The 23,305-nt window shown below is 62.2% G+C and carries 20 protein-coding genes and 3 pseudogenes; 17 read left to right on the forward strand and 6 right to left on the reverse strand.

The features are described from left to right. Positions 1-58 precede the first annotated feature (58 nt). Positions 59-430 carry a YidB family protein gene (locus GDIA_RS04405; RefSeq protein WP_012226781.1) on the forward strand — a complete coding sequence of 124 codons (372 nt, stop codon included), beginning with the start codon at positions 59-61 and terminating at the stop codon, positions 428-430. A 264-nt stretch (positions 431-694) separates the two neighbouring features. After that, positions 695-1,258: a ferritin-like domain-containing protein gene (locus GDIA_RS04410; RefSeq protein ID WP_012226789.1), complete on the forward strand. Its 564-nt coding sequence runs from the start codon at positions 695-697 to the stop codon at positions 1,256-1,258. A 30-nt stretch (positions 1,259-1,288) separates the two neighbouring features. Here the strand turns inward: GDIA_RS04410 and GDIA_RS04415 are convergent, their stop codons facing one another. Further along, the gene (locus GDIA_RS04415; protein WP_012553416.1) at positions 1,289-1,492 is read right to left on the reverse strand and encodes a mandelate racemase; all 204 of its coding nucleotides are present in this window, start codon (positions 1,490-1,492) and stop codon (positions 1,289-1,291) included. Continuing rightward, positions 1,489-1,725: a hypothetical protein gene (locus GDIA_RS19870; RefSeq protein ID WP_390614182.1), complete on the reverse strand. Its 237-nt coding sequence runs from the start codon at positions 1,723-1,725 to the stop codon at positions 1,489-1,491. The genes GDIA_RS04415 and GDIA_RS19870 overlap by 4 nt, the downstream gene beginning before the upstream one ends. Here GDIA_RS19870 and GDIA_RS19875 point away from each other — a divergent pair. Together GDIA_RS19875 and GDIA_RS04425 are read left to right on the forward strand one after the other, a co-directional pair. Beyond that, positions 1,653-1,865: pseudogene (locus GDIA_RS19875) on the forward strand (hypothetical protein); the annotation flags it as partial. The gene GDIA_RS19870 and the pseudogene GDIA_RS19875 sit on opposite strands and share 73 nt — an antisense overlap. 44 nt (positions 1,866-1,909) lie before the next feature. After that, positions 1,910-3,027, forward strand: a protein-coding gene (locus tag GDIA_RS04425) for an IS3-like element ISGdi11 family transposase (protein ID WP_157864127.1) whose coding sequence is annotated in 2 segments (ribosomal slippage) — positions 1,910-2,162 and positions 2,162-3,027 — 1,119 coding nt in all. Because the reading frame shifts where the segments join, the coding sequence is not laid out codon by codon here. Positions 3,028-3,250: 223 nt separating this feature from the next. Here the strand turns inward: GDIA_RS04425 and GDIA_RS04435 are convergent. Together GDIA_RS04435 and GDIA_RS04440 are read right to left on the reverse strand one after the other, a co-directional pair. Further along, positions 3,251-4,309, reverse strand: coding sequence for an IS481-like element ISGdi10 family transposase (locus GDIA_RS04435; RefSeq protein ID WP_012222646.1), 1,059 nt, complete (start codon positions 4,307-4,309; stop codon positions 3,251-3,253). Between the two features lie 102 nt (positions 4,310-4,411). Further along, positions 4,412-5,515 (reverse strand): annotated as a pseudogene (locus tag GDIA_RS04440) (IS256-like element ISGdi8 family transposase); the annotation flags it as partial. A gap of 108 nt (positions 5,516-5,623) precedes the next feature. Here GDIA_RS04440 and GDIA_RS18340 point away from each other — a divergent pair. The 13 genes and pseudogenes from GDIA_RS18340 to GDIA_RS04500 form a co-directional block, all read left to right on the forward strand. After that, positions 5,624-5,953 (forward strand): annotated as a pseudogene (locus GDIA_RS18340) (FAD binding domain-containing protein); the annotation flags it as partial. A gap of 116 nt (positions 5,954-6,069) precedes the next feature. Further along, complete coding sequence (locus GDIA_RS04445) at positions 6,070-6,834, forward strand: DUF72 domain-containing protein (RefSeq protein WP_012226804.1); 765 nt, start codon at positions 6,070-6,072, stop codon at positions 6,832-6,834. 367 nt (positions 6,835-7,201) lie between these two features. After that, positions 7,202-8,032 carry a GntR family transcriptional regulator gene (locus tag GDIA_RS04450; protein WP_012553417.1) on the forward strand — a complete coding sequence of 277 codons (831 nt, stop codon included), beginning with the start codon at positions 7,202-7,204 and terminating at the stop codon, positions 8,030-8,032. Continuing rightward, the gene (locus GDIA_RS04455) at positions 7,932-8,990 is read left to right on the forward strand and encodes a BMP family lipoprotein (protein WP_231854119.1); all 1,059 of its coding nucleotides are present in this window, start codon (positions 7,932-7,934) and stop codon (positions 8,988-8,990) included. The genes GDIA_RS04450 and GDIA_RS04455 overlap by 101 nt, the downstream gene beginning before the upstream one ends. Further along, a complete protein-coding gene (locus tag GDIA_RS04460) occupies positions 8,987-10,459 on the forward strand; it encodes an ABC transporter ATP-binding protein (RefSeq protein WP_012226807.1) in 1,473 nt (490 codons plus the stop codon). Before GDIA_RS04455 ends, GDIA_RS04460 begins: the two co-directional genes overlap by 4 nt. After that, positions 10,456-11,490 (forward strand): ABC transporter permease, encoded by a 1,035-nt coding sequence (locus GDIA_RS04465; protein ID WP_012226808.1) that lies wholly within the window; start codon positions 10,456-10,458, stop codon positions 11,488-11,490. Before GDIA_RS04460 ends, GDIA_RS04465 begins: the two co-directional genes overlap by 4 nt. Further along, the gene (locus tag GDIA_RS04470; protein WP_012226809.1) at positions 11,487-12,374 is read left to right on the forward strand and encodes an ABC transporter permease; all 888 of its coding nucleotides are present in this window, start codon (positions 11,487-11,489) and stop codon (positions 12,372-12,374) included. The genes GDIA_RS04465 and GDIA_RS04470 overlap by 4 nt, the downstream gene beginning before the upstream one ends. Beyond that, positions 12,371-12,934: a cysteine hydrolase family protein gene (locus GDIA_RS04475; protein WP_012226810.1), complete on the forward strand. Its 564-nt coding sequence runs from the start codon at positions 12,371-12,373 to the stop codon at positions 12,932-12,934. Before GDIA_RS04470 ends, GDIA_RS04475 begins: the two co-directional genes overlap by 4 nt. After that, the gene (locus GDIA_RS04480) at positions 12,931-13,809 is read left to right on the forward strand and encodes a carbohydrate kinase family protein (RefSeq protein WP_012553418.1); all 879 of its coding nucleotides are present in this window, start codon (positions 12,931-12,933) and stop codon (positions 13,807-13,809) included. The genes GDIA_RS04475 and GDIA_RS04480 overlap by 4 nt, the downstream gene beginning before the upstream one ends. 5 nt (positions 13,810-13,814) lie before the next feature. Further along, positions 13,815-14,597, forward strand: coding sequence for a nucleoside phosphorylase (locus GDIA_RS04485; protein WP_012226816.1), 783 nt, complete (start codon positions 13,815-13,817; stop codon positions 14,595-14,597). Continuing rightward, positions 14,594-15,361 (forward strand): SIS domain-containing protein, encoded by a 768-nt coding sequence (locus GDIA_RS04490; RefSeq protein WP_012553419.1) that lies wholly within the window; start codon positions 14,594-14,596, stop codon positions 15,359-15,361. The genes GDIA_RS04485 and GDIA_RS04490 overlap by 4 nt, the downstream gene beginning before the upstream one ends. A gap of 14 nt (positions 15,362-15,375) precedes the next feature. After that, positions 15,376-16,827 (forward strand): aldehyde dehydrogenase family protein, encoded by a 1,452-nt coding sequence (locus tag GDIA_RS04495; protein ID WP_012553420.1) that lies wholly within the window; start codon positions 15,376-15,378, stop codon positions 16,825-16,827. Between the two features lie 89 nt (positions 16,828-16,916). Further along, positions 16,917-19,277 carry a TonB-dependent receptor gene (locus GDIA_RS04500; RefSeq protein WP_012553421.1) on the forward strand — a complete coding sequence of 787 codons (2,361 nt, stop codon included), beginning with the start codon at positions 16,917-16,919 and terminating at the stop codon, positions 19,275-19,277. 221 nt (positions 19,278-19,498) lie between these two features. Here GDIA_RS04500 and GDIA_RS04505 read toward each other — a convergent pair whose 3' ends face one another. Together GDIA_RS04505 and GDIA_RS04510 are read right to left on the reverse strand one after the other, a co-directional pair. Continuing rightward, positions 19,499-20,734 carry a pyridoxal-phosphate-dependent aminotransferase family protein gene (locus GDIA_RS04505; RefSeq protein ID WP_012553422.1) on the reverse strand — a complete coding sequence of 412 codons (1,236 nt, stop codon included), beginning with the start codon at positions 20,732-20,734 and terminating at the stop codon, positions 19,499-19,501. Positions 20,735-20,766: 32 nt separating this feature from the next. Beyond that, positions 20,767-23,295, reverse strand: a complete 2,529-nt coding sequence (locus tag GDIA_RS04510; protein ID WP_012553423.1) for a TonB-dependent receptor plug domain-containing protein — start codon at positions 23,293-23,295, stop codon at positions 20,767-20,769. Positions 23,296-23,305 lie beyond the last annotated feature (10 nt).

Raw genomic sequence — 23,305 nt, forward strand, 5'->3', positions numbered from 1 at the left:
CCACCAGTACGCGCCCGCCAAGAACATTCACAGGAATAGACAATAGCAGGAGGTTGGCATGACCAACGACAAAACATCCATCGCGACCAGCGCCATCAGCAAAGTTTCCGACGTCGTGACGGGGGCGGCCGGCGACCATTCGGGTCTGTCCAGTCTCCTTGGCGCATATCTCGTTTCAACCGGGAAGGACGGCTTGATGACGCGTGCCAGAAACGTCGGCGTCGAAGCGGAAGTCAAGGAATGGTTGATGGAACGCCTGCCGCAGGAAACGTCCGAGGAGACCGTTACGGCTCTGGTGCCCGAGGATATCCTCGACACCTTTGCCTCGCAGACCGGCCTGACGAAATCGGCCACGGTTCAGGCGTTGCAGGAACAGTTGCCGCAGGCAACACACAAGCTGCGCGCGCACGAAGATTTCGTCAGGGCCTGACCGGAAAGGCACCGACAGTCATCAAGGCCGCTCCGCCACCATGTCCGGAGCACCGCCCTGTCGGGCCTTCCACAATCATCATACCGGTGCCAGTCCACAGCAGATCGCGTGAACTGCGTAGCTGTCGCAGCAGGAATTGAAGGTATCGGACGGATTTTTCTGATCAATAATAAGAATTTGCCAATAAACGCCCATCCAGGTTGCATGCAACCTTTCGCCATCACGACGTTACGAATTCATGTCTCAGACGAAGGGAACCCGGCCATGACCATTGATACGAAGAATGCTTTCCTCTCCGACGTGAAGACCCTGCGCGAACGGGCGCAGAAGTCTCTCGATGACGGAGCCGTAATGCCGTCCTACAAGGGGGACGTAAAGAAGACGATCGAGCTTCTTCAGGCGGTCGTCGCCACCGAACTTGTCTGTGTCCTGCGCTACACCATGCATTCCATTTCGGTCGAGGGCCTGACCAGCGAGAGCGTGGGCCGCGAGTTTGCCGAACACGCAGCGTCCGAGCGCAAGCACATGCTGGCGGCGGCTCAGCGGATTGACCAGCTTGGCGGGGTCCCGAACTTCAATCCGGAAGGACTGGCCACACGCTCGGCGACGGAATACGGCAACGGTGGGAATCTCGTCGAGATGGTCAAGCAGGACCTGATCGCCGAGCGCGTCGTGATCGAGCATTATCAGGAGCTTATCCGCTATTTCGGCGATGACGATCCGACCACCCGCATCATGCTCGAAGGATTCCTGGCGGACGAGGAAGACCATGCCACCGACCTCCACGACCTGCTGGTGGCCCATGAAGGTGTTCCGTTCCTCTCCTGACCGGCCCTGATCGGTTTCATCCTCCGGGCCTCAGACTCGGTGCTGGCCGACGATCTTCGACTTCAGGGTGTCTTCGATCAGTCGGGCTACCGTGGCGTCGGAATAGGTGTAGCCGAAACCGACGCGCTCGCCCGCCTGGACATGCACGATGATGATCGCCGCTTCCGGTCCGTCCGTCGGAAGGGTAAAGGCTTGCGCCGTGACGCCGTCGATCTGGAAGTCCGGACGACTCACGGCTTCCGGGACGGCAGGATCGAAGCCAGCATTTCCTTGGCCGAACCGAGAATGACGCTTGTACGCTCGGGCTCGGCAGGAAGCGAGGACAGGAATTCCCTGGCCTGCTGCAACGTGATGTGCGGCGGCAGGGGCGGCACGTTGGGATCGGTGCGCGCTTCACGTGGCCCAGAACCTGTCAGGCAGACGATCTTCCATCGATGGTCGCACCACGCGCCATCCCGGCTACGCAATCAGCCAGCGCATCCGCAAGCGGGTTGAGGATCGATCTCATGAAATCGGATGTCGAGCGTCCTGCACACGTGGCCGATCTCAAGTCTCTTTCGATGAGGGCTGTGTCCCGAGGTGTGGTGTAGGTGACCTTGCCCCCTGAAATGCCCTCGCATTGAAGTAAGGTCTGTCCACTGGAGACAGACGATGAAGAAAGCGCGATTTACGCAGGACCAGATTATCGGGGTCCTGAAAGAGCATCAGGCGGGCGCTACGGCTGCGGATCTGTGCCGCAAGCACGGGATCAGTGACGCGACCTTCTACACCTGGCGGTCGAAATACGGCGGGATGGAGGTGTCGGAAGCGCGGCGCCTCAAGGCTCTTGAAGAAGAGAACGCGAAGCTGAAGCGGCTTCTGGCGGAGAGCGTGATGGACGTCTCGACGCTGAAGGAACTACTGGCAAAAAACTCGTGACGCCCGGTTTGCGGCGGGAAGCCGTGACCTGGGCGATCCGGGAGAAAGAGTATTCGCAGCGACGGGCCTGCCGGCTGATCGGCATGGACCCGAAGACCTGGCGCTATGCGTCACGCCGCCCGGATGATGCCGCAGCGCGCGGGCGGCTGCGCGAACTGGCTGGGGAGCGACGGCGATTTGGCTACCGGCGACTGCATATCCTGCTCGGCCGGGAAGGAATGACGATGAACCACAAGAAGCTGTTCCGGCTGTATCGCGAAGAGGGGCTGTCGGTCCGCAAGCGTGGCGGCCGGAAACGGGCGCTGGGCACGCGCTCGCCGATGATGCTGCCCGACGGGCCGAACCAGCGCTGGAGCCTGGATTTCGTCTCGGATGCATTGAACAACGGACGGCGCTTCCGGGTGCTGACGGTGGTCGACGACTACACGCGCGAATGTCTGGCGCTGGTGGCGGACACCTCGTTATCAGGCGAACGCCTCGGTCGTGAACTCGACCGGATCGGCGAGCATCGCGGCTGGCCGCTGATGATCGTTAGCGACAATGGCACCGAGATGACATCGAACGCGATCCTGGCCTGGCAGCAGAAGCGATCGGTGCTGTGGCACTATATCGCACCGGGCAAGCCGCAGCAGAACGGGTTCGTCGAGAGCTTCAACGGCCGGTTCCGCGACGAATGCCTCAATGAGCATCTGTTCCGTAACATCGCCCACGCTCGGACGGTCATCGAGGACTGGCGGGCCGACTACAACGCCGTCAGGCCTCACACCAGCCTCAATGGCATGACGCCAGAGGCTTTCGCTCAACACGCCACCAAGGCATACAACAATACACAGACCCTAACTCAAAACTGAGGGCACGTTCGGGGCAGGGTCATAGGAGCACCGTTCCTCGAAGGGTTCGAGGTTATCAGGCGGCCACGGCGGGCAGGCTGATTGTGGGATTATGGCTGATGGCGGCCAGTCCTTCCAGCGTCATGTAACGTCGGCAGACCGCCCACTCGTCGTTCTGTTCGAGCATCAGCTGTAGAAGTTTGCACTTAATCTGACGGACGGCTTGAAGTGGCCGGCGTGGATGCTACGCGTTCATGTGGTGTTCGACGTGGCGCCCGATATCTTTTTCGCGGGCGTGGTGGGCTGCGTCAAGGAAGGTTTGCATCGGGGTTTTGCCGAAGCAGTATCGTCCCTGGTGGGTGCGATTGCGGTTGAAGTCATCCATCCATTCGTCGAGGTCTGCCTGGAGTTCGTGGATGCTGTCGTAGATCTTGCGGCGAAAAGTGACACGATAGAACTCGTCGAGCATGGTCTTGTGGAAGCGCTCGACGATGCCGTTGGTCTGCGGGCTGCGCGCCTTGGTGCGGGTATGGTCGATGTTCTCCACCGCCAGATAGAGTTCGTATTCATGGCGGTCATGAGAGCCGCAGAATTCGGTGCCCCGGTCGGTCAGCACGCGCTGGAGCGGGAGATCGTGCAGCTCGAAGAAGGGGATGACGCGGTCGTTGAGCAGGTCGGCAGCGGTAACCGGGGTCTTGCGGTCATAGAGCTTGGCGAAGCCGACCTTGCTGTAGGTATCGACGAAGGTCTGCTGGTAGACGCGACCGACGCCCTTCAGGGTGCCGACATAGAAGGTATCCTGGGCGCCGCAATAGCCGGGACATTCGGTCTCGAACTCGCCCCAGGCCTCCTTGTCGGCCTTGGCCTTCTCCAGGGCCGCAAGCTGGCTTTCGGTGAGGATCAGCCGTTCCTGGGCCATCTTGGCTTCGAGCGCCTTGAGGCGGAGCTTCATGGTAGCGAGGTCGTGGCGCAGCCAGATGCTGCGCACCCCGAAAGGAGAGACGGTGACGCCGCGCTTGAGCAGTTCGTTGGCCACGCGGGCCTGGCCCCAGGCCGGTTGTTCGATGGCGATCGCGACCACTGCTTCCTCAACCGCCGGCTCGACGCGGTTTTTCAGCAAGGGTTTGCGGCGGGAGAGTTCCTGGAGCGCGATTTCGCCGCCTTTGTCGTAGAGCTCCTTGAAGCGGTAGAAGCTGTCGCGCGAATACCCCATCATCTTGCAGGCCTGGGAGACGTTGCCCAGTTGCTTCGATAGTTCCAGCAGGCCAACTTTGGCGCGGATGATCTTCTGGTCACGGGTCATGAGGATATCCTCCGATGGCTGCGGCGGGGGCTGCGTCGCCCGGCCACTCCGCCCCCGCCGCAGCCCTGGTTGAGCTTCAGCAGACACCATCCGTCAGATTTAGTCGAGACTTCTACACATCAGCGCGCCGACGAGGCGGATAATGGCGGCATCGTTGGGGAAAATGCCGATGACGTCGCAGCGACGCTTGATCTCCCTGTTCACCCGCTCGATCGGGTTCGTCGACGAGATTTGCGTCCAATGCTCCCGAGGAAAGCCCATGTAGGCAAGCACGTCCACTTCCGTCCGCTTCATGAATTCGGCCAGCTTCGGAAAGCCTTCGCGCAGCTTGTCGGTGACGTGCCGCCATTGGCGTGACGCATCCTCGGCGGTTTCCTGCGTGAAGATCGTGCGCAACAGGGCCGAGATGGCAGGACGCTGCTTCGCATGGGCATGGGCGAGCGCATTGCGCAGCCAGTGCACCCGGCAGCGTTGCAGGGTCGCATTGAACACGCGACCGGCCGCGGCCCGCAGTCCGGCATGCGCGTCGGCCACCACCAACTTCACGCCGCGCAGGCCGCGATCGGCCAGGGAGCGCAGGAAATCCGTCCAGAACGCTTCCGCTTCGGACGGTCCCGTCGCCACGCCGAGCACCTCACGACGGCCGTCCGTATTTACGCCCACGGCGATTATCACGGCAATCGAGACAATCCGGCCACCCTGGCGCAGTTTCAGATAGGTGGCGTCGATCCAGAGATACGGCCATTCGCCCTCGATCGGCCGAGACAGGAAGCTGTTGACCCGTTCGTCGATCTCGCCCACCAGACGACTGACCTGGCTTTTGGAGATGCCCCCGGCGCCCATCGCGCGGACGAGATCATCGACCGATCGCGTGGAAATACCCTGGACGTAGGCTTCCTGGATGACCGCCAGCAGTGCCTTTTCCGCCGTTTTCCGCGGCTCCAGGAAGGTCGGGAAATAGCTGCCCTTGCGTAGCTTCGGGATCGCAAGCTCCACCGTGCCCGCCCGGGTGTCCCAGTTCCGAGCGCGGTAGCCGTTGCGTTGGGTCGAGCGGGAGGCCGAACGCGCGCCAAGCGGCGCACCGGTCCCGGCCTCAACCTCCATCTCCATCATCCGATCGGCAGCGAACGCCAGCATCTCACGAACAAAATCGCCATCCGACGCTTGCTCCACAAGCTCCAGCAGCGCCATCTTCTCGTCGGTCATCGTCAGGTCCTTCAGGTTCAGTTCGCACCCGAACCCTATCAAAGACCGGCGATGGCCGCCTCAGCAGCCAGACTCGCTCCTATACCACACCTCGGGACACAGCCTTCGATGAGCCAGGGGGGCCTGCACCTTGGTGCCCTTGCCACCAATGCCGATACCGCGGCCCATCCCCTCATGGCTAGGTTGTCCCCCCTTCTGACCTCCGCCATTCTCGCCGGTGCCAGCCCGCAGATCGGGAACGTGGCGACCAACGGCGGCAACCTGAACCAACGGACACGCTGCCATTATTATACCTACCTCAAGATTCGCGACCGGCTCTCCTTCGCTTTCGCAATCGTCTCGGTCGCCGTCGGTCTGCAGATCGAGGACGGTATGATCCAGCGCGGCTGCATCGCGCTTGGCGGCGTGGGGACGAGGCCCTGGTGCGTCCCGGATGCCGGGACGTTGCTGTCAGTCCGCTGGGGGTCAAGGGCGTGGGTGAAATCGGCATGTGCGGCACAGGCGCCGGCGAGGGGCCCCGTTTCCGCCACAGTTGGTCGTAGGAGGAGCGGTTCATGTCCATTCGCGTCGGCGTCGCTGGCTGGTCGATCCCACCCGCGCTTGCCGGGCAGTTTCCATCGGTCGGCACACACCTTGAACGCTATGGCGCGCGCTTTTCTGCTGTCGAGATCAACAGCAGTTTCTACAGACCGCACCGGCGCACGACCTATCAGCGCTGGGCGGCGAGCGTCCCGCCCGAGTTCCGCTTCTCCGTCAAACTGCCCAGGACGATCACGCATGAGCGCCGCCTGATCGATTGTCGGTCGCTCATCGAACGCTTTGCCGAGGAAACGGGTGGCTTGGGCGACAAGCGTGGTCCCATCCTGGTTCAGCTTCCTCCGAGTTTCGCCTATCCCGGCGATGCCGCCGAACAATTCATCAATGATCTGAAGGGTATGATCACTGGATCTGTCGTTCTGGAACCGAGACATGCCAGTTGGTTCCAGCCCGAGGTCGACCACATGTTACGCAGGCAGCAGGTATCACGGGTCGCGGCGGACCCGGCCAAGCCATTGCGTGCGGCGCAACCCGGAGGCTGGGGCGGCCTCGCCTATTTTCGCCTGCACGGCTCCCCCCGCATCTACGAGTCACCTTATGGGAAAGACGCCATCGAAGCCCACGCGAAAGTCGTTGCTTCACTCGCCGAACGCGGCGCCGATATCTGGACGATCTACGACAACACCACATTTGGCGCCGCCACGCAGAACGCGTTTCAGCTTGCAGACGCTCTCGTTAATACAAACTCGGAAATGGCTCGTTCAGTGACCGATAGAAGCTGATGGTTCAACGGCAGGGAGCCGTCTGTTTCGTTGGCTCCCGTGACGTCATCGCAGACAGTATCCATCCACCGCCAGCAGTTCGGGATGGAACGCGGGGCTGTCCACGCTTGAACTCCTCTCAGCCAAACCAGGAGCCGGCCATGTCCGTGGAACCGTCACCCTTTTCATGAACATCGGACGGCATTTCCGCGTGCTCAGCCGAGGATCAAAGCGATTCTCGACAGGGATAATGATTTTAATTCAGCTCATTAACAAATGGCACAGCCACATTCATCTCGATATCGAACGAAATGTCTTGCCTCCTGCGTACCAGTCTGCATAGTTGACTGGACAACCGGTCAGGTTGCAGACAGCTTGCGAAGGCCCCATGGTTCCATCTCCGCTATATCAACAGATCGCCGAACGTCTCCGTCAGGAAATCGACGCGAGCAAGCCCGGCACAAAACTGGCGAGCGAACCGGCCTTGGCGAACGCCTGGGGCGTCAGCCGCTTTACCGTCTCCCGCGCGGTCGAGGCACTCGTTGACGAAGGGCTCGTCGTTCGGCGCCAGGGGGCAGGCACCTTCGTGGCGGATCGGCCTCTGCGTAGGACCCCGGGCATGCTTTTAAGCTTTACCGAGGCCGTGAAAGCCGCGGGGCGGGTCGCGACGCACCGTCTATGCGCCTTCGAGAAATGGCCCGGGAACGGCGTGCCGCCCTTCGAAAGCGATGGCCCGGTCACGGTCATGGACCGCCTGCGCTACGTCGACGGCGTGCCTATTGCCCGCCACCATTCGGTGGTGCCCGAGGAACTGGTGACCGCAACCGGTCTGACCAGACAGATCGCGGCGCGCGAGGATTTTTCGTTCTACAGGTTTCTGGCGACGCATGGTTACCCGGTAGCAAGCGCCTCCGAACGGCTGAGCGGTCGCCTGGCCACGCCCGACGAACAGGTGTTGCTCGGCCTGAACGATCCCGCCGTTCTGATCGTCGTGCATCGCCAGTCCTTCGACGCTTCCGGCCGACTGCTCGATATGGTCGAGGCGGTCTATGACGCTCGCCATTATTATTACGAATCACGATTGATCAGGAATGCCACGGCGGATAGGGAGCCTGTCAATGACAAGACGGATGCGTCATCCACAGTTGACGGCGGTCCTGGTCTCGATTTCGGTCGCGGGCGCCTTGCCGGCCGCAAGCTGTCCGGCAAGAAGCGCTGAAGCCCCGCATGCCGTCCTGGTCGTCGGCCAGGGCGGCCTGGGCGACCAGTCCTATAACGATCTGGGTACCGCAGGCTTTCTGCAGGGTGTTCGTGACATCGGTGTCACGGGGCGCATCGTGGAAACCGCCTCGGTCGTATCCGAGGGCGCCGATATCCTGCGTCAGGCCGCGGCGGCGGGATTCGGACTGATTGTCGACCTGGAATACGCCCACGGTGCGGTCATCGCCGAAGTCGCGCCGCAATTCGCGCGCTGCCGTTTCGTGACATTGAACCAGGTTGTGCATGGACCCAACATCACATCGATCCTGTTTCAGGAACAGGAGGGATCATACCTGGCCGGGGTCCTGGCGGCAGCATCCCTGCGCGACCGTGCGCTGCCGGGCCTGGATCGCCATGCCGGCCTGGGCGTGATCGGCGGCGTACGGTCGGCGGGGATCGATAAGTTCATCGTCGGCTTCATCCAGGGCGCACGATCCATAGACCCGAAAATCACGATTCACGTCGCTTATGCCAATTCTTTTGGAGATCCGGCCCTCGGCTTCGAAATGGCGCGTGCCATGTATCGCGGTGGCGTCGGTATCATCTATGCCGTCGCCGGCACGACAGGGATAGGCGCCATACGGGCGGCGCGGGACATGAACCGCTACGCCATCGGCGTCGACCAGGACGAGGACGGTCTTGCGCCGGGGCATGTCCTGACCAGCATGGTCAAACATACAGACCTGGCCGTACGAAATGTCGTGCGGTCATGGCATGACGGAACGCTGCCCGACGACGGCGTGATCCGCATGGGCCTGGCCAGCGGAGGCATCGGCTTGAGCGACATGCGTTTCACGCGTGCAATCCTGCCTCCGGATGTCCTGTCCGACGTCGCACGGGCACGGAGCGATATCCTGAACGATCATGTTCATGTCTGGGACGTAACCGCCCAGGGTTATCCGGATTTCTATCAATGAACGCGTTGCCGCCCATTCGTATCGAGACGCGCGGCCTGACCCGTCTGTTCGGCACGTTCGTCGCCAACGACGACATTTCGATTCAGATCCATCGGGGGTCGATTCACGCCTTCCTGGGGGGCAATGGCGCGGGAAAGACGACCCTGATGCGCATGCTGCAGGGACTGTGCCAGCCCACCGGTGGCGACATCCTGATCGATGGCCAACGGGTTGTCCTGTCCTCACCGCAGGTTGCGTTCCGCCATGGAATCGGCATGGTCCACCAGGAGTTCAATCTTGTTTCCGGCCTGACGCTTCTGGAAAACCTCGTTCTCGGCGCGGAGCCGGTCGGCCGGTCCGGTGTGGTCGACTGGAAGGCAGCGCGTTGCGCGGCCGAGGAACTGGCACGCACGATTGGCGTCGCGGTCGACTGGGACGCGACCGTGTCGGCGACACCGCTTCATGTTCTGCAGGTTATCGAGATTCTCCGTATCCTGTATCGCGGCGCGGACATCCTGATTCTGGACGAACCCAGCGCGGTTCTGGCGCATGAACAGGTCGCCTCGCTTCTGGGGATTCTGCGTCGCTTGCGCGATAACGGGCGCACGATCCTGTTCATCAGTCATCGTCTGAACGAAGTCCTCGATATTGCCGACAGGATTACGGTTCTTCGGGAAGGGCGCCATCAGTCCACGATCGAGCGCATCAGCGCCGACCGTAACCTTCTGATGCGCGAAGTCACAGGAGAGGATATCGTCTTTACAGCCCCCGCGGAGCAGGTCGCGGGCGAGGTGTGCCTGACGGCGCGCGGCGTATGCGTCACCGACGATAGCGGCGTCGTTCGTACCAGGGATATTTCCCTCGATATCCGGGCTGGCGAGATACTGGCGATAACCGGTGCGCCCGGCCGGGGGCAGATTGAGCTTCTCGAGGTTCTGGCCGGCCTGCGCCGCGCGGCGGCCGGCACGATATCCATCGACGGGCGGAACATCACCGCCTGCTCCGTGACGGCGCGCCGGCGTGCCGGCATCCGATATCTCAGCGCCGATCGCGCCACGGAAAGTCTGTGCCGGGATATGTCCATTCGCGACAACGCCATCGCGGGCCGCCATCGCGTCCGACCCTTCAGTCGGCTGCGGATTCTGGATCATGCCGCCATTCGCGCGCATACCGCGGCATTGCTGGACCGCTTTTCGGTCCGGCGGCCGGCCGACGACCTGCCGGTCGGCGTCCTGTCGGGCGGCAACCAGCAACGCGTCGCCCTGGCGCGCGAACTGGACGGTGCGTCCCGCATCTTGCTGGTCGCGCAGCCGACCCGCGGCGTCGATCTGGCCGGAATTGCCTTCATTCACGGCGTATTGCGCGATTTCGTCGAATCCGGGGGCGCCGTCGTCATGGTTTCGGAGGACCGGGACGAAGTCGAGGCGCTGGCTTCGCGCGTTCTTCAACTGCGCGAGGACGGGCGGTTGCTGCCCGTGCATGCGGCATGAACGGAGCGCTTCGTCTCTACTGGCTGACATCGTCGCTGCTGGCGCTGATGTTCGCCACCGCGATCATCACGCTCAGCGGCTTCAACCCGATGCATGTCCTGTCCGTGATCGTGCAGGCCGCATTCGGAAGCGCGGCCGCCCTGGCCGAAACCTGTTCGGCCGCGGCACCTTTGATCCTGACGGCGGTCGCGGCCGCGCTGTCCTTCCGCAGCGGCATCTTCAATGTCGGGATAGAAGGGTGTTTCGTGCTGGGTGGCCTGACGTCAGCGGTCACGGCGACGTATCTGCCAATCCTGCCGTCCCCTTTCCTTGTCACGATGACGCTGCTGGCGGGCATGGGTGCCGGGGCGGCCTGGATGGTTCTTCCGGCGGTCCTGTATGCCTGCCTCGGCGTGGATGAGATCGTCACCACTCTGATGCTCAATTTCGTGGCGCAGGCGGTGGCCGACGGCCTCGTGCAACAATTCTTCCTTGCCCCGGGTTCGGCGAATTCCGCAACGGCCATGGTTCCCGTGGCATCGCGTGTTCCCCATCTGCTGGCATCCGGTACCCTGGACGGCAGCTTTTTCGTTGGTCTCCTCGTCATCGTCTCGTACGGACTCTGGGCGCGCTACACGGTATCGGGGTTCGAGACGCGGATCATGGGACGCAATCGGCGTTTCGCTGCTGCCGTCGGCCTGCCGCGCACCCGTCTCCTGATCGGGACCATGGTCGTCTCGGGCGCCGTCGGCGGCCTGGGAGGCGGGCTGCACGTCCTGGGCAATCTGCATCGTTTCGTCGCGGGTTTCTCCTCCAATTACGGCTTCATGGGGCTGGCCGTGGCGATTCTGGGCGCGAATCATGCCTTCCCTATGGCCGTGGCGGCCATGGCACTGGGGGCGCTGAACGTGGCGGGCATCGGGGTCCAGCTTCTGGCCGGCCTGCCCGAAGAGGTCGTGGACCTGATCGTCGGAAGCGTCATCATTTTCTCGTCCGCGCGCCTGACGTTCGGACGTCCCGACATGTCGTCCCTGGCAAGGGGGGCGGAATGAGCCTGACGTTCCTTCATGACGCGCTTGCCGCGACGACGCCGATCCTCCTTGCCGCCCTTGGCGGAGCGATCAACCGCCAGGGCGGCACGGTGAACGTCGGACTGGACTCGTTCATCCTGGCCGGCGCCCTTGCCGGAGAAGTCGCGTCGGCGGTGACGGGTTCATCCTTGGGCGGGGTGGCAGGTGCCGCGATCGCCGGCGGGGGGACCGCAGCCCTGATGGCGGCTGTCATCCGCTTTGCCCGCACAGACCAGATCGTGACGGGCCTGGGCTTCGACATGAGCGCGCAGGCCGTATGCCGCCTGGTCGTCAAGCTCGCCTTCGGCGTTACGGGACTGCTGTCCCTTCCTGCGGCGCGACGCCTTCCAGTCGTTGCGATACCGGAACTTGGAACGCTCGATGCGCTGACGCTGCTGTCCTGGAGCCTTGTCCCGGCCTGCGCCTGGTTTCTCCGTCATCATCGGCTGGGACTTCGTCTGCGCGCGGCGGGCGAGTCACCGGGTGCGGCGACAGCCCTGGGTTTCGACCCAAAACGTCTGCAGGCCGCCGCCACGATCGCAGCGGGCGTGTTGGCCGGCCTGGCCGGAGCGGACCTTTCTCTTGGGATCGTCGGCGCGTTCAGCACGAATATTTCAAACGGACGCGGCTTCATGGCGCTGGCGGCTTTCTATATCGGCCGGGCGCGTCCCTTCTCCACGGCGGCGGCGTGCCTGATGCTGGGCCTGCTGACCGAGGCCGCCATCCATGCACAGGCCGACGGATTGCCGACAGCGCTGGCGCAGGCCGCGCCCTATCTGGCCGTGATCTGCGTGCTGGGCGCCCAGGCCGTCGCCAACCGTCATCAGCCCAACCTCCAGCGCATGCTGAAAGGACTGAAAACATGACTTCGCGACGCAAGATCGCGCTGCTTCTGGTCGACGTGATCAACTCGTTTTTCGATCCGGGTGAACCCAATTACTATCCGGGCGCCGAAGACGTCCTGCCTGTCATTGCGACCATGCTGCGCGCGGCGCGGCAGCATGGGCATCTCGTCATCCATGCCGCCGAACGGCACCGGACGTTCCACGATGATTTCGAGTGGAAGAAACTGCCGATTCACCATCTGGAAGGCGACCCGAGCACCGATTTCGTCACCGGGTTCGAGCCTGCCGGACCGGCCGAGGCCGTCATCTACAAGCGTCGGTACAGCGCCTTCTTCGCCACGGATCTGGCCCTGTTCCTGCATGAGCAGAATGTAACCCATCTCATCATCGTCGGCGTCAAGACGAATTGCTGCATCCGCGCCACCGTGCAGGATGCCTTCGCCCATGGCTTCACCCCCATCGTTCCGCGTGAGGCGACCAGTTCCAATCGCCCCCACCTGGCCGAAGCATCGCTGGAAGACATCGCGCGGTATTTCGGCGAGGTCGTGTCGGCAACCGAAGCCGAGAAGATGCTGGGATGAGCCGCGTCGCCGTCCTCGGCTATGCTAGCATGGATTATGTCATCGTGCTGGGTGGCGCGATCACGCCTGGCCGTACCAGCCTGATCCGCGCGCGTCCGACCGACGGATGGCCGCGTGTCGGCGGGGCCCCGGCCTTCGTATCCCGCGCGATGAACCGGGGTGGCATCGCCCACCCCGCGATCATCAGCCAGGTCGGTGACGACGCGCTGGGATCAGCCTATCGCACCGCCCTGCAGGCCGACGGCGCAGACGTGCGCTGTCTCGATGTCGTTGCCGGAGCCCGGACGCCGGTTACCGCGATGATCTATGACGCGACCGGCGAATGTGCCTGCCTTTACGAGCCGCTGCGCAATCCCGACGGCACGGAGCCGGCACACCTGTCCGGGCGACAGATCGCGCTGCTGGAACAGGCGGAGTGCGTGTGCCTGAGCGTTGCCCCTGCCGGGATGATCCGCCAGGCGCTGCGCCATGCCAGACCGGACGCGATGCTGGCCTGGATCGCGAAGAACGATGCCGATGCCTTTCCCTGCGACCTGGCGGCGGAAATCGCAGGCCGCGCCGACATCATTTTCAGCAGCCTGGCCGAAGCCGACATGGTGGCGAAGGCCGGACGCGATGCCCCCGCCCGACCGGGACAGATCCTGATCGAGACCCGGGGGCGAGACGGTGCCTGCATCCGCAGTAACGGCGTGAGCAGGCACCGGATGACGAATCCCGTGACGGTTATCGACCCGTCAGGGGCCGGCGACACGCTGGCAGGCAGCATGCTGGCCGCCCTGATACGCGACAACGCCGATCCGGATACTGCGCTGGGCGCCGGCATGGAGGCCGCGCGAGCCATGCTGTCCGAACGGCAAAACGACAAGAGAGCCTAAGGAACATGTCAGAACGCGAAGATATAAAAACGGCCTGGTATATCGGCGCGACGTCCGCGGACGTCGGCAAGGTGGCGATCCTGGTCGGAGATCCGGCCCGCGTCGATAGAATCGCCCTTCTACTGGACGATGTGCATCGCGTGCCGATCAGCAGGGGATTGCAGACCATCACCGGCACCCACGCCGGCCGGCGGGTCACGGTAACCGCCTTCGGAATGGGGGCGCCGATCGCCGTGGTGGTCATGGAGGAACTGCGCGCTCTGGGGGTCGGGCTTTTTCTGCGCATCGGCACCGCGATGGCGGCCGGACCGGTTTCCCTGGGTGATTTCGTGGTTGCGGAAGGTGCCCTGCGCCGCGAAGGAACTTCGGCCAGCTATGCCCCGGCGGGGTATCCGGCATTGGCCGACCGTTCCCTGAACGAGGTGATTCTCGATCGCCTGAAGTCCGGAAAACACCCCTATTATTCAGGGGTCTTCGCAAGCTATGACGGTTTCTACTCGGAGATGTTCACCCTGCCCGGCGCGCGCCAGCGGGTCCGTCCGGAACTGCTGGCCGATATCGGGAACTACGGCCTGATCGCAGCCGACATGGAGACGTCCGCCCTTCTGGTCGCGGGACGCATGCTGGATGCGCGTGTTTCGAGCCTGTGCATGGCCACTGTTGACCCCGTAACCCAAGCCAAGCTGGACGCAGCCGCCACGACCGCCACCGAACACGAACTGTTCCAGATCGCGCTCGACAGTGTTTCGAACGCCTCCTTTCACGAGGAAGAGGAGACAGACTCATGACCGATATCATCAACGAATATTTCGATGTTCTTGCCTCGCGTCTCGAATTCGTCAAGACGACGCAGCACGATGCCATTCGGCGCGCGGCGCGGCTCTGTGCCGACAGCATCGCGGACGACAAGCTGGTCTTCACCTTCGGAACCGGCCATGGGGCGCTCCCCGCGATCGAGACGTTTCCACGGACAGGGACAATCGCCGGATTCCGGCCGATCGTCGAAAGCAGCATGATCTCGTTCCATCGCGTGCTGGGCGACCAGGGGGCGCGGCAATACCGTTTCATTCACGCGGTCGAAGGCTATGGCAAGGCGATCCTGTCATCGCATCAACTGCTTCCGGGTGACACGCTCATCCTGTTCTCGCACTCCGGTATCAACGCCGTGATCCTTGACATGGCGCTTGAGGCGCAGGCGCAGGGTATGGCGGTTATCGCCGTTACCTCGCTCCCGCACTCCTCGACCACGCAATCGCGCCACTCGTCGGGAAAGCGGCTGTTCGAGGTCGCGGATGTGGTGATCGATACGGGGGTGCCCAAGGCCGACGCAAGCCTGCGCATCGCCGGACTGGATGCGCCGGTGGGTGCCAGTTCGACCAGCCTGACGATTGCCGTCGCGCATGCCATCGTCTCGGCTACCGCCGAGGAACTGGTCAAGCGTGGCATTCAGCCGTTCGTGATGGTCAATCCGAACACGGAACACAAGGCGAGCGCCACGCAGCAGAATGACCGGAACTACGCCGAACTGTGGCGTCGCCTGCGCGGACGCTGAGAAAGGGTCGAGACATGACGCGACTGCTGTTCATCGATGGCACATGGGTCGACGCCGTTCGCGGAAAGCGGCGAACCATTCGCGATCCTGCAACCGGCAGCGATGTCGGCGTCACCGCGTTGGCGACGGCGGAAGATGTCACGCGCGCTGTTGTCGCGGCCTTGCGTGCCCAATCGGGATGGGGGGGCACAGAACCCGATCGGCGGGCACGGATTTTGCACCGCGCGGCGGACTTGATCACCGAGCGTGTCGACAGGATCGCGGAAATCCTGACCCGTGAGCAGGGCAAGCCCGTTGCCGACTCACGCAAGGAAATTCTGTTCGGTGTCGAGGTCCTGCACTACTATGCCGAGGAAGCACGGCGCCTGGGCGGAACAATTCGCCCATCAGTCCGTCCGGACCTGCGTAGCCTGGTCACGGATGCACCTGTGGGTGTCGTCGCTGCGATCGTACCGTGGAACTATCCGGTAGATCTCTACGTCTGGAAGATTGCCCCCGCCCTGGCTGCGGGATGCGCCATGGTCGTCAAGCCACCACCGGAAACGCCGCTGGCGATCGCGGAAATCGTCCATTGCCTGTCCGATGCCGGATTGCCGCCGGGGGTGCTGAACGACATTCCAGGCGACGGGCCGGATGTCGGCGCAGCGCTGGCGGCCCATCCCGACATTCGGCTGATTTCGGCCACGGCATCCGTGCCCGCAGGCCAGTCCATCATGCGGCAAGCGGCCGGCAACCTCAAGCGGGTGGCCCTCGAACTCGGCGGTCAGTGTCCGCTTCTCGTTCTCGACGATGCCGATATCGAGGAAGCCGCGACTGCCGCAGTGCGACGCAGCTTCTCCAACATGGGACAGATCTGCATTGCGGTGAATCGCATTCTGGTCGCACGGCCGGTCCTGGACAGGTTCCGCGCCGCCATGGTCGAAGCGACGCAGGCCATTCGCCTCGGTCACGGCATGGCACCGGGCACCCTCTACGGACCGGTACTGGCCGAGCCGGTACGTGCGCGGGCCGCGCAGCACATCGAGGACGCACTGCATCGCGGTGGCCGGCTGCTCTGTGGCGGTACCATTCCCGAACAGGATGGTCTTGACGCTGGTTACTTCTTTCAGCCAGCGGTTCTCGACGGCGTTCCCGACGATGCGCTGGTCATGACCCAGGAGACGTTCGGCCCCGTCGCCGCGATCCGTTCCTTCGACACGATCGCCGAAGCCATCGAGGTGGCGAACGCGCTTCCCTTCGGCCTGGCCGCTTACATCTACGGCCGCGACCTGGAACGCGCCTGGGCCGTCGCAGATCGAATCGAGGCTGGTGGCATCGGAATAAACGTAAACGATGTCAGCGAACTTCAGGCGCCATTCGGCGGCTGGAAGATGAGTGGCTTCGGAAGAGAACTGGGGCCGGAAGGCCTGGCAACGTATCGCGAAACGAAACATGTCCGCATGCGTGTCCGGCCGCTACCCCTGTGACAAGTCGGGCGGAAAGCTCGCATTGCGTTGATATTGTTACGATATCGAATTAAATGCCCCATTGTGGCGTGAAGAAAAGGGACTTTGTCATGTCGAGACGACTCGCCGTCATACTCCCTCTGTGCGTCCTTTATTCCGGGACACATGTCTGGGCGCAGGAAACGGCCAATACCAAGCCGTCAAACAATTCGCGTTCATCCCGCGTAAAGACCGACCCCGCGCCGTCGTCCCGGTCGCCGGAACAGATTGTCGTCACGTCGAACGGCACCGACGCCACCAACGGCGTGACGGGCCCTGGTACGGGAGCCGGCCTGATTCGGCGCGAGACCGCGCCGCGTTCCCAAAGTTCGGTGTCGGCTGACTACATCCAGAAGCAGGCGCCTGGAACCAGTGCGCTGCAGCTTGTCAAACTGCTGCCAGGCGCCAATGTCGGCGGGTCCGACCCCATCGGATTGTCCGACCAGTCGACAATCTCGATCCGCGGGCTTGGCCAGGACGAAATCGGCTATGTCATGGAAGGATATCCGCTGAACGACAGCGGCATTTATATCCAGGATGCATCCGAATGGGCGGATTCCGAAAATATTTCGAACATTTCTCTGGCGCAGGGGGCAGCGGGCCTGTCGGACCCCGTATATACGGCGGCCGGCGGCGTCATGACGGTAACCATCCGCGACCCATCGAAGAAATTCGGCATACTGGCCGATGCAGCCTATGGTACGTTCAACACGAATCGCGATTTCATTCGTCTTGATACGGGTGAGCTTGGCAATAGCGGCGTGAAGGCTTTTTTCTCCTTCTCCGGTGCCAGCAGCAAGAATTCCCATGGACCCGGCCGGAACCATCGACGCCATGTGGATTTCAAACTGTTGAAGGAGTGGGGGACGGGCAATCGCGTCAGCTTGTTCGGCTCGTACAATAGCCGCGACGTGGCCTATTACGAGGAACCCACGATGTCGCAATGGAACGCGCTGGGCTACTCCGCCAATTATGCGGGAACGTTCACACCCGGAGCGACGAACTACTGGAAGTCCTTTATCGGCGGCTGGAACGACCTGATCATCAGCATGCCATCGAAATTCACCCTGCTGCGGAAACTGACACTTGATGCTTCTCCCTATTTCTACTGGGGCAGCGGCTATTATCCCGGTGGCACGCTCGTAAACGAGTCCGGAAACTATCTTGGCACGACCTATCTGCCCGGCAACCTGAATGTTCCGGGTGCCATCAACGGCCAGTTCAATGCACTGGGGCAATATCTGGAGCAGGAATACAGCTACGGGATCAATACGGCGCTTCATTACCACGTGGCGCATAACGACATCACGTTCGGGTACTGGTACAGCTATCAGACCAACGCCGTGCAGCAGCCCTTTGCCGCACTGGGCCCGACCGGCGAAGCCGCGAACGCCATGGGTGGCTACAGCGTCAAATATCCAGACGGGACCGAACTGCTGTCCGGCGACAATTACACCCAAACCCAGATCAACGGCCTGTATATCGGCGATCATATCTCCCTTCTGCAGGACCGTCTTCAGATCGGCGCGGGTTTCAAGGAAATGATGTTCGACCGCAAGGGACGGAATTACCTGCCGGGACCGCAGAGCACGGTCAGCGACAACACGTCCGCGCCTCTGCCGCAATTCTCGATCAGCTTTCGCCCGGCGCCAGAACACCAGATCTTCGCGTCGGCCAGCGGAAACTTCCGGCCGCCCTCGACCAGCAACCTGTATGATGCCTACAGCATTACGAGCGGCAAAGTCGTGAGCATCCCGAATACGGAGCTGAAAAACGAATATTCGATCCAGGAGGAACTGGGATATCGCTACCAGGGTGCATTCATCGGATCCCTCACGTTCTACAATTACAATTTCACCAATCGCCAGATCGCGACGGTCGTGAATGAAAATGGCAGCCTGGTCTCGACCTACATGAACGCCGGCGGTCAGACATCACGCGGATTCGATGCGGAAATCGGCATGCACCCCTATCACCATTTCAGTCCCTATGCGTCAGCTGAATACCTGCACGCGACGATCGACAATAACATGGTGACGGCCAACGGCACGCTGCCGACGGCGGGCAAGATCGCGGTGCGCAGTCCGGCATGGCAGGCCGCGGTGGGACTTTCCTACGATGACGGTACATTTTTCGCTAATGGCAGCATGAAATATACTGGCAGCCAATATGGGTCCTTCATGAACGACGAAAAAATGCCCGGATACATTACGGGCGATCTGGCATTGGGCGTGCGCGCGAAACACGTTTGGATTGCCAAAGCGCCTGAATTTCGTTTAAACTTCATCAATATCGGCGATACGCATTTTCTGTCGGGCGTTGCCTATCCCACGTTAAATGCGCGAACCTACGGCAAAATTACCGGATCTCCTGCCACGTATTTTGTCGGATCCGGATTTGCAATGATCGGGTCGGTGCAGATCGCCTATTGAACAGAACCCCGCCCCCCTGAAATGCCCCCGATTTGAAGCGAGGTCTACTTACTCCTCCGGACCCTGGCTCAGAACCGAGGGCACGTTCGGGACAGGGTCAAGATGGTCGAACCGGCATGTTTCCCGTGCCGCGTTTCGCGGCAATAAAAAATCCACCCGATTTGGTGGATTTTCCATCTTTTATCAAATGGTTGATCAGGAAGACGCGGGATAGAAGCCCGTCATGACGCGGCCCCGGGCATGGCCTCGTAGGACGCGCGGGCGGCATCCACGCCGGCCCCGCGCGGCAGGGCGTGGCCCTCGGCGGCCAGCACGGCTTCCAGCGCGCCCAGGGTGATCAGTACCTTGTGCTTCATGGCATTGTATCCCATGGCGCCGATGCGCCAGATCCTGCCCGCCAGCGGGCCGAAGGCGGTGCCGATCTCGATCTCGAACTCCTCGCGCATGCGGGTGCGGGCGCGCTCGCCATCCACGCCGTCGGGGATGAACACGCCGGTGACGTTGGCCATGCGGTACGCATCCTGGCCGTACAGCGTCAGGCCCATCGCCCGCAATCCGGCAGCCATGGCCGCACTCGCGGCGCGATGCCGGGCGAAGCGCGCCTCCAGCCCCTCTTCCACCATGATCCGCGCCGCCTCGCGCGCCGCATAGAGCATGGAAGTCGCTTCGGTATGGTGGTTCAGCCGTTTCTCCGACCAGTATTCCATGATCATGGCCAGGTCGAAATAGTTCGACCCGATCCGCGACCGGCTGCCATCCTGGGCGTCGGCGCCCCTGATCCCGGCCTCGACATGCCGGCGGGCCATGATATGCGCCGCCGCCCGGTCCGAGATGGTGATGGGGGCCGAGCCCGGCGGACCGCCCATGCATTTCTGCAATCCGCCCGTCACCACGTCCACGCCCCAGGCGTCGGTCGCCACCGCCATGCCGCCCAGCGTCGCCGTGGCATCGACATAGGACAGCACGCCGTGCCGCCGGCAGATCGCCCCCACGCCGTCCAGCGGCTGGGCCATGGTGGTCGAGGTATCGCCGTGGATGGTGGCGAAGACCTGCGGCCGGTGTTCAATGATCGCGGCCTCGATCTGCTCCGGGGTCGCGACCTCGCCCCACGGGATGTCGATGGTGCGGATCTCGGCGCCGATGCGCTGCGCGATTTCCGACAGCAGCAGCCCGAACCGGCCCGCCCGCAGGATCAGCAGCCGCGCCCCCGGCTCGACCAGCGAGACCAGGGCGGCCTCGATCCCCGCCCGCGCCGTGCCGTCGACCAGGAAGGTCCAGCGGTTTTCGGTCATGAACACCTGGCGGTACAGCGCCATCGTCTGGTTCATGTACCCCGTCATCTCCGGGTCGAACTGGCCCAGCATGTCCGCCGCCATCGCGCGCAGCACGCGCGGATGCACATTCACCGGCCCCGGCCCCATCAGCAGCCGCTGCGGCGGATCGATCTGCCCGAACATATTGTTATTCCCAATATATGTCAGAAAATTTCTCAGAGCGTGAAATTGACCCGCCCATAATAATATCCGCCCGTCATCGGAACCTGCGACGAGAACGTATCATACGGATTCCCCCCAAGCTGATTCAGATAACCGGGAAGCTTGCGTGGGCGGATGTTGAAGATATTGTTGGCACCGACAGCCACATGCCAGCGCGGGCTTACACGATAGCCGATTTCCAGGTCGGTCAACCAACGCGGCGTATTCTTGAATTGCGCGAAACAGACGCTCGACTGTTCCAACTGTCCACCGCCCGGGCATGTCGCGGCCGAAGGCGTCCAGTCCTGATATGTCATCATGCCCGTCGTCTCGCCGTACCGGGTCTGGCGCAGATTAACATCCCAGGCGCCGACGGTCCAGTAGGCGTTCAGGATGATCTTGCTGCGCGGGAAGCCAGTCGTCAGATAGCCGATATTCTGCGCATTCAGCAGCGGCGAACCTGTGCCGGACAGGCCGTTATGCGTCAGCCGGGTACGGTTCAGATCCAACGCCATGGACAGGGCGACATTACCGTACTGGTGCATATGCACCATGTAATCGGCCTTGATGTCCAAGCCCTGCGTCCGGGTACTGGCACCATTCGTGAAATAATAGGTCTGAACGGAATTTTCCGACTGCTGTGTCAGGGCCGGCAGCGAGACCCCCATCTGTTCCAGCGCGGCGACGGCAACCGGACCCGTGACGTTGCCCCCCTGCACCACACGGTCGCGAATGTTGATCTGGTAGACATCCGTTTCGATATGAAAGCCATCGACCGGTTCCAGAACGATGCCGCCGCTCGCGCTCGTGGACCGTTCCGGCTTCAGGGGCGAAGCACCCGTTGCCGCCGCCTCTGGCGACGAGACCGGCAACAGCCCGAGAACGGATGTCGGCCCGACATTGATCGCACTGTAATGCTGCTCGGCCATTGTGGGCGCACGAAAGCCGTTGCTGATGGTCGCCCGCACCCCGATCCGGCGCGTGAAGTCATAGCGCGTCGAAACCTTGCCGTTTTCGGTGTCGCCGACGTCGGTATAATGTTCGAACCGTCCGGCGAAATCGAGGTCCCATTTCCGCGTGGGATGGAAATCGCCATCCAGGTACGCTGCCCAGATATCACGATTCCACTTCCCGGCATCCTGCGGCGTCAGTCCCGCCAATGCCGACGTACCGCCATATTCATAAGATGCCGGCTCGCCCGCAGTCACGGTGTACTGTTCCATCCGGCTTTCGCCACCGAATGCCAGTGTCATCGGAACGACGTTGGCGATTCTGAAATTCCTTCTGAAGTCGAGGTTGTTCGTCCACTGTGCGAGGCGGAAATTCTCGTTGCGGACGGTGGTCGGTGTGTAGCCTGTCGCGGCATACATATTAGGATTGGTGGTATTCTTCGTGCTGATCTTGTCCAGGTCTTCCCCCCAGGTCGTACTCAGGTCCCAGTCGAAGCCGAACAGACGTCCGCCTTTCAAACCAAGCGTGGCAGCATAGTCGTCCTCGTCGATCGTCTCCAACGGCGAATAACCAGAGGGGAACAGTTCCGGATTGCTGGCGCTGGTACCGGATGGCAGACGATAGTTCTCGTATGCCTCGGCATGGCGGTGCCCATACGTGATCTGGCCGTATAGTTGTATGTCTTCTGTAATCGGCTTGCCGAAATCGATGCCGAGATTCTCGCGGGTTTCCTCCGGCGTGCTCATGATCTTGTTGGAATCGCCGGGAACGTTCATAGATCCCGTATACAGCTCATTCTGCACGCCGGGCGGGGTGTAACCAGCGAGGCGATTATCGAGCGTTTTTGTTACGAAATGGTCGGTATGATAGACTTGGGCGGCAATATGCATATAGCCGTCGCGACCCAGCTTGAACCCGCCATCGGCATTGAGCTGATACTGCCAGCCATCACCATTATAGGCGTTCGCACCGGTCTGGGAACTGATGTCGAGACCATGATCCTGCTTCTTGGTGATGATATTCACCACGCCGGCAATCGCATCGGACCCGTACATCGCGGCGGCGCCGTCTTCCAGCACCTCGATATGGTCGATCATGTTGGACGGAATCATGTTGAGATCGACCGGCGTCGAACCGAAGTTCGGTCCCGCATCGGCATTGATGTTGGCGGTCGTGTGGCGGCGCTTGCCATCGACCAGAACCAGGACCTCATTCGGATTCAGCCCCCGCATGCGGATGGAGGCCGTCAGCGCCCCCGCATCGTTGCCCATTGTACTGACATTGATCGACGGATAGGTTCTGGTCAGAGCATCCGACAGATTCAGCATACCCGAACGACGCAGCGTCGCAGCGGAAAGAACCGTGACGGGGCTTGTGCTTTGACGGGCGTGGCGGTTGCTCGCATGCGTACCGGTCACGATCACGTTTTCCTCGCTGGCGGCCGCACGGGTGGGCGAGGCCTTGGCCTTCTTCGCATGCGCGGATTTCTTTGAATCCTGGGCGCTTCCGTCGGCTGTCGCCGCGACGGACACCCCGGTCCAGAGGCCGAAGGACAGAATCGTGGAATAAAGAGCAAGCTTGCGGATATTCATGTCGACTCCA

Origin of the sequence: Gluconacetobacter diazotrophicus PA1 5 (assembly GCF_000021325.1) — a bacterium.
Taxonomy (GTDB): domain Bacteria; phylum Pseudomonadota; class Alphaproteobacteria; order Acetobacterales; family Acetobacteraceae; genus Gluconacetobacter; species Gluconacetobacter diazotrophicus.

Bases quoted from the DNA above. Each gene is read 5' to 3' on its own strand.
- GDIA_RS04405 (WP_012226781.1), top strand. From the start codon at position 59: ATGACCAACGACAAAACATCCATCGCGACCAGCGCCATCAGCAAAGTT.
- GDIA_RS04410 (WP_012226789.1), top strand. From the start codon at position 695: ATGACCATTGATACGAAGAATGCTTTCCTCTCCGACGTGAAGACCCTG.
- GDIA_RS04435 (WP_012222646.1), bottom strand. From the start codon at position 4,309: ATGACCCGTGACCAGAAGATCATCCGCGCCAAAGTTGGCCTGCTGGAA.
- GDIA_RS04445 (WP_012226804.1), top strand. From the start codon at position 6,070: ATGTCCATTCGCGTCGGCGTCGCTGGCTGGTCGATCCCACCCGCGCTT.
- GDIA_RS04450 (WP_012553417.1), top strand. From the start codon at position 7,202: ATGGTTCCATCTCCGCTATATCAACAGATCGCCGAACGTCTCCGTCAG.
- GDIA_RS04455 (WP_231854119.1), top strand. From the start codon at position 7,932: ATGACAAGACGGATGCGTCATCCACAGTTGACGGCGGTCCTGGTCTCG.
- GDIA_RS04460 (WP_012226807.1), top strand. From the start codon at position 8,987: ATGAACGCGTTGCCGCCCATTCGTATCGAGACGCGCGGCCTGACCCGT.
- GDIA_RS04465 (WP_012226808.1), top strand. From the start codon at position 10,456: ATGAACGGAGCGCTTCGTCTCTACTGGCTGACATCGTCGCTGCTGGCG.
- GDIA_RS04470 (WP_012226809.1), top strand. From the start codon at position 11,487: ATGAGCCTGACGTTCCTTCATGACGCGCTTGCCGCGACGACGCCGATC.
- GDIA_RS04475 (WP_012226810.1), top strand. From the start codon at position 12,371: ATGACTTCGCGACGCAAGATCGCGCTGCTTCTGGTCGACGTGATCAAC.
- GDIA_RS04480 (WP_012553418.1), top strand. From the start codon at position 12,931: ATGAGCCGCGTCGCCGTCCTCGGCTATGCTAGCATGGATTATGTCATC.
- GDIA_RS04485 (WP_012226816.1), top strand. From the start codon at position 13,815: ATGTCAGAACGCGAAGATATAAAAACGGCCTGGTATATCGGCGCGACG.
- GDIA_RS04490 (WP_012553419.1), top strand. From the start codon at position 14,594: ATGACCGATATCATCAACGAATATTTCGATGTTCTTGCCTCGCGTCTC.
- GDIA_RS04495 (WP_012553420.1), top strand. From the start codon at position 15,376: ATGACGCGACTGCTGTTCATCGATGGCACATGGGTCGACGCCGTTCGC.
- GDIA_RS04500 (WP_012553421.1), top strand. From the start codon at position 16,917: ATGTCGAGACGACTCGCCGTCATACTCCCTCTGTGCGTCCTTTATTCC.
- GDIA_RS04505 (WP_012553422.1), bottom strand. From the start codon at position 20,734: ATGTTCGGGCAGATCGATCCGCCGCAGCGGCTGCTGATGGGGCCGGGG.
- GDIA_RS04510 (WP_012553423.1), bottom strand. From the start codon at position 23,295: ATGAATATCCGCAAGCTTGCTCTTTATTCCACGATTCTGTCCTTCGGC.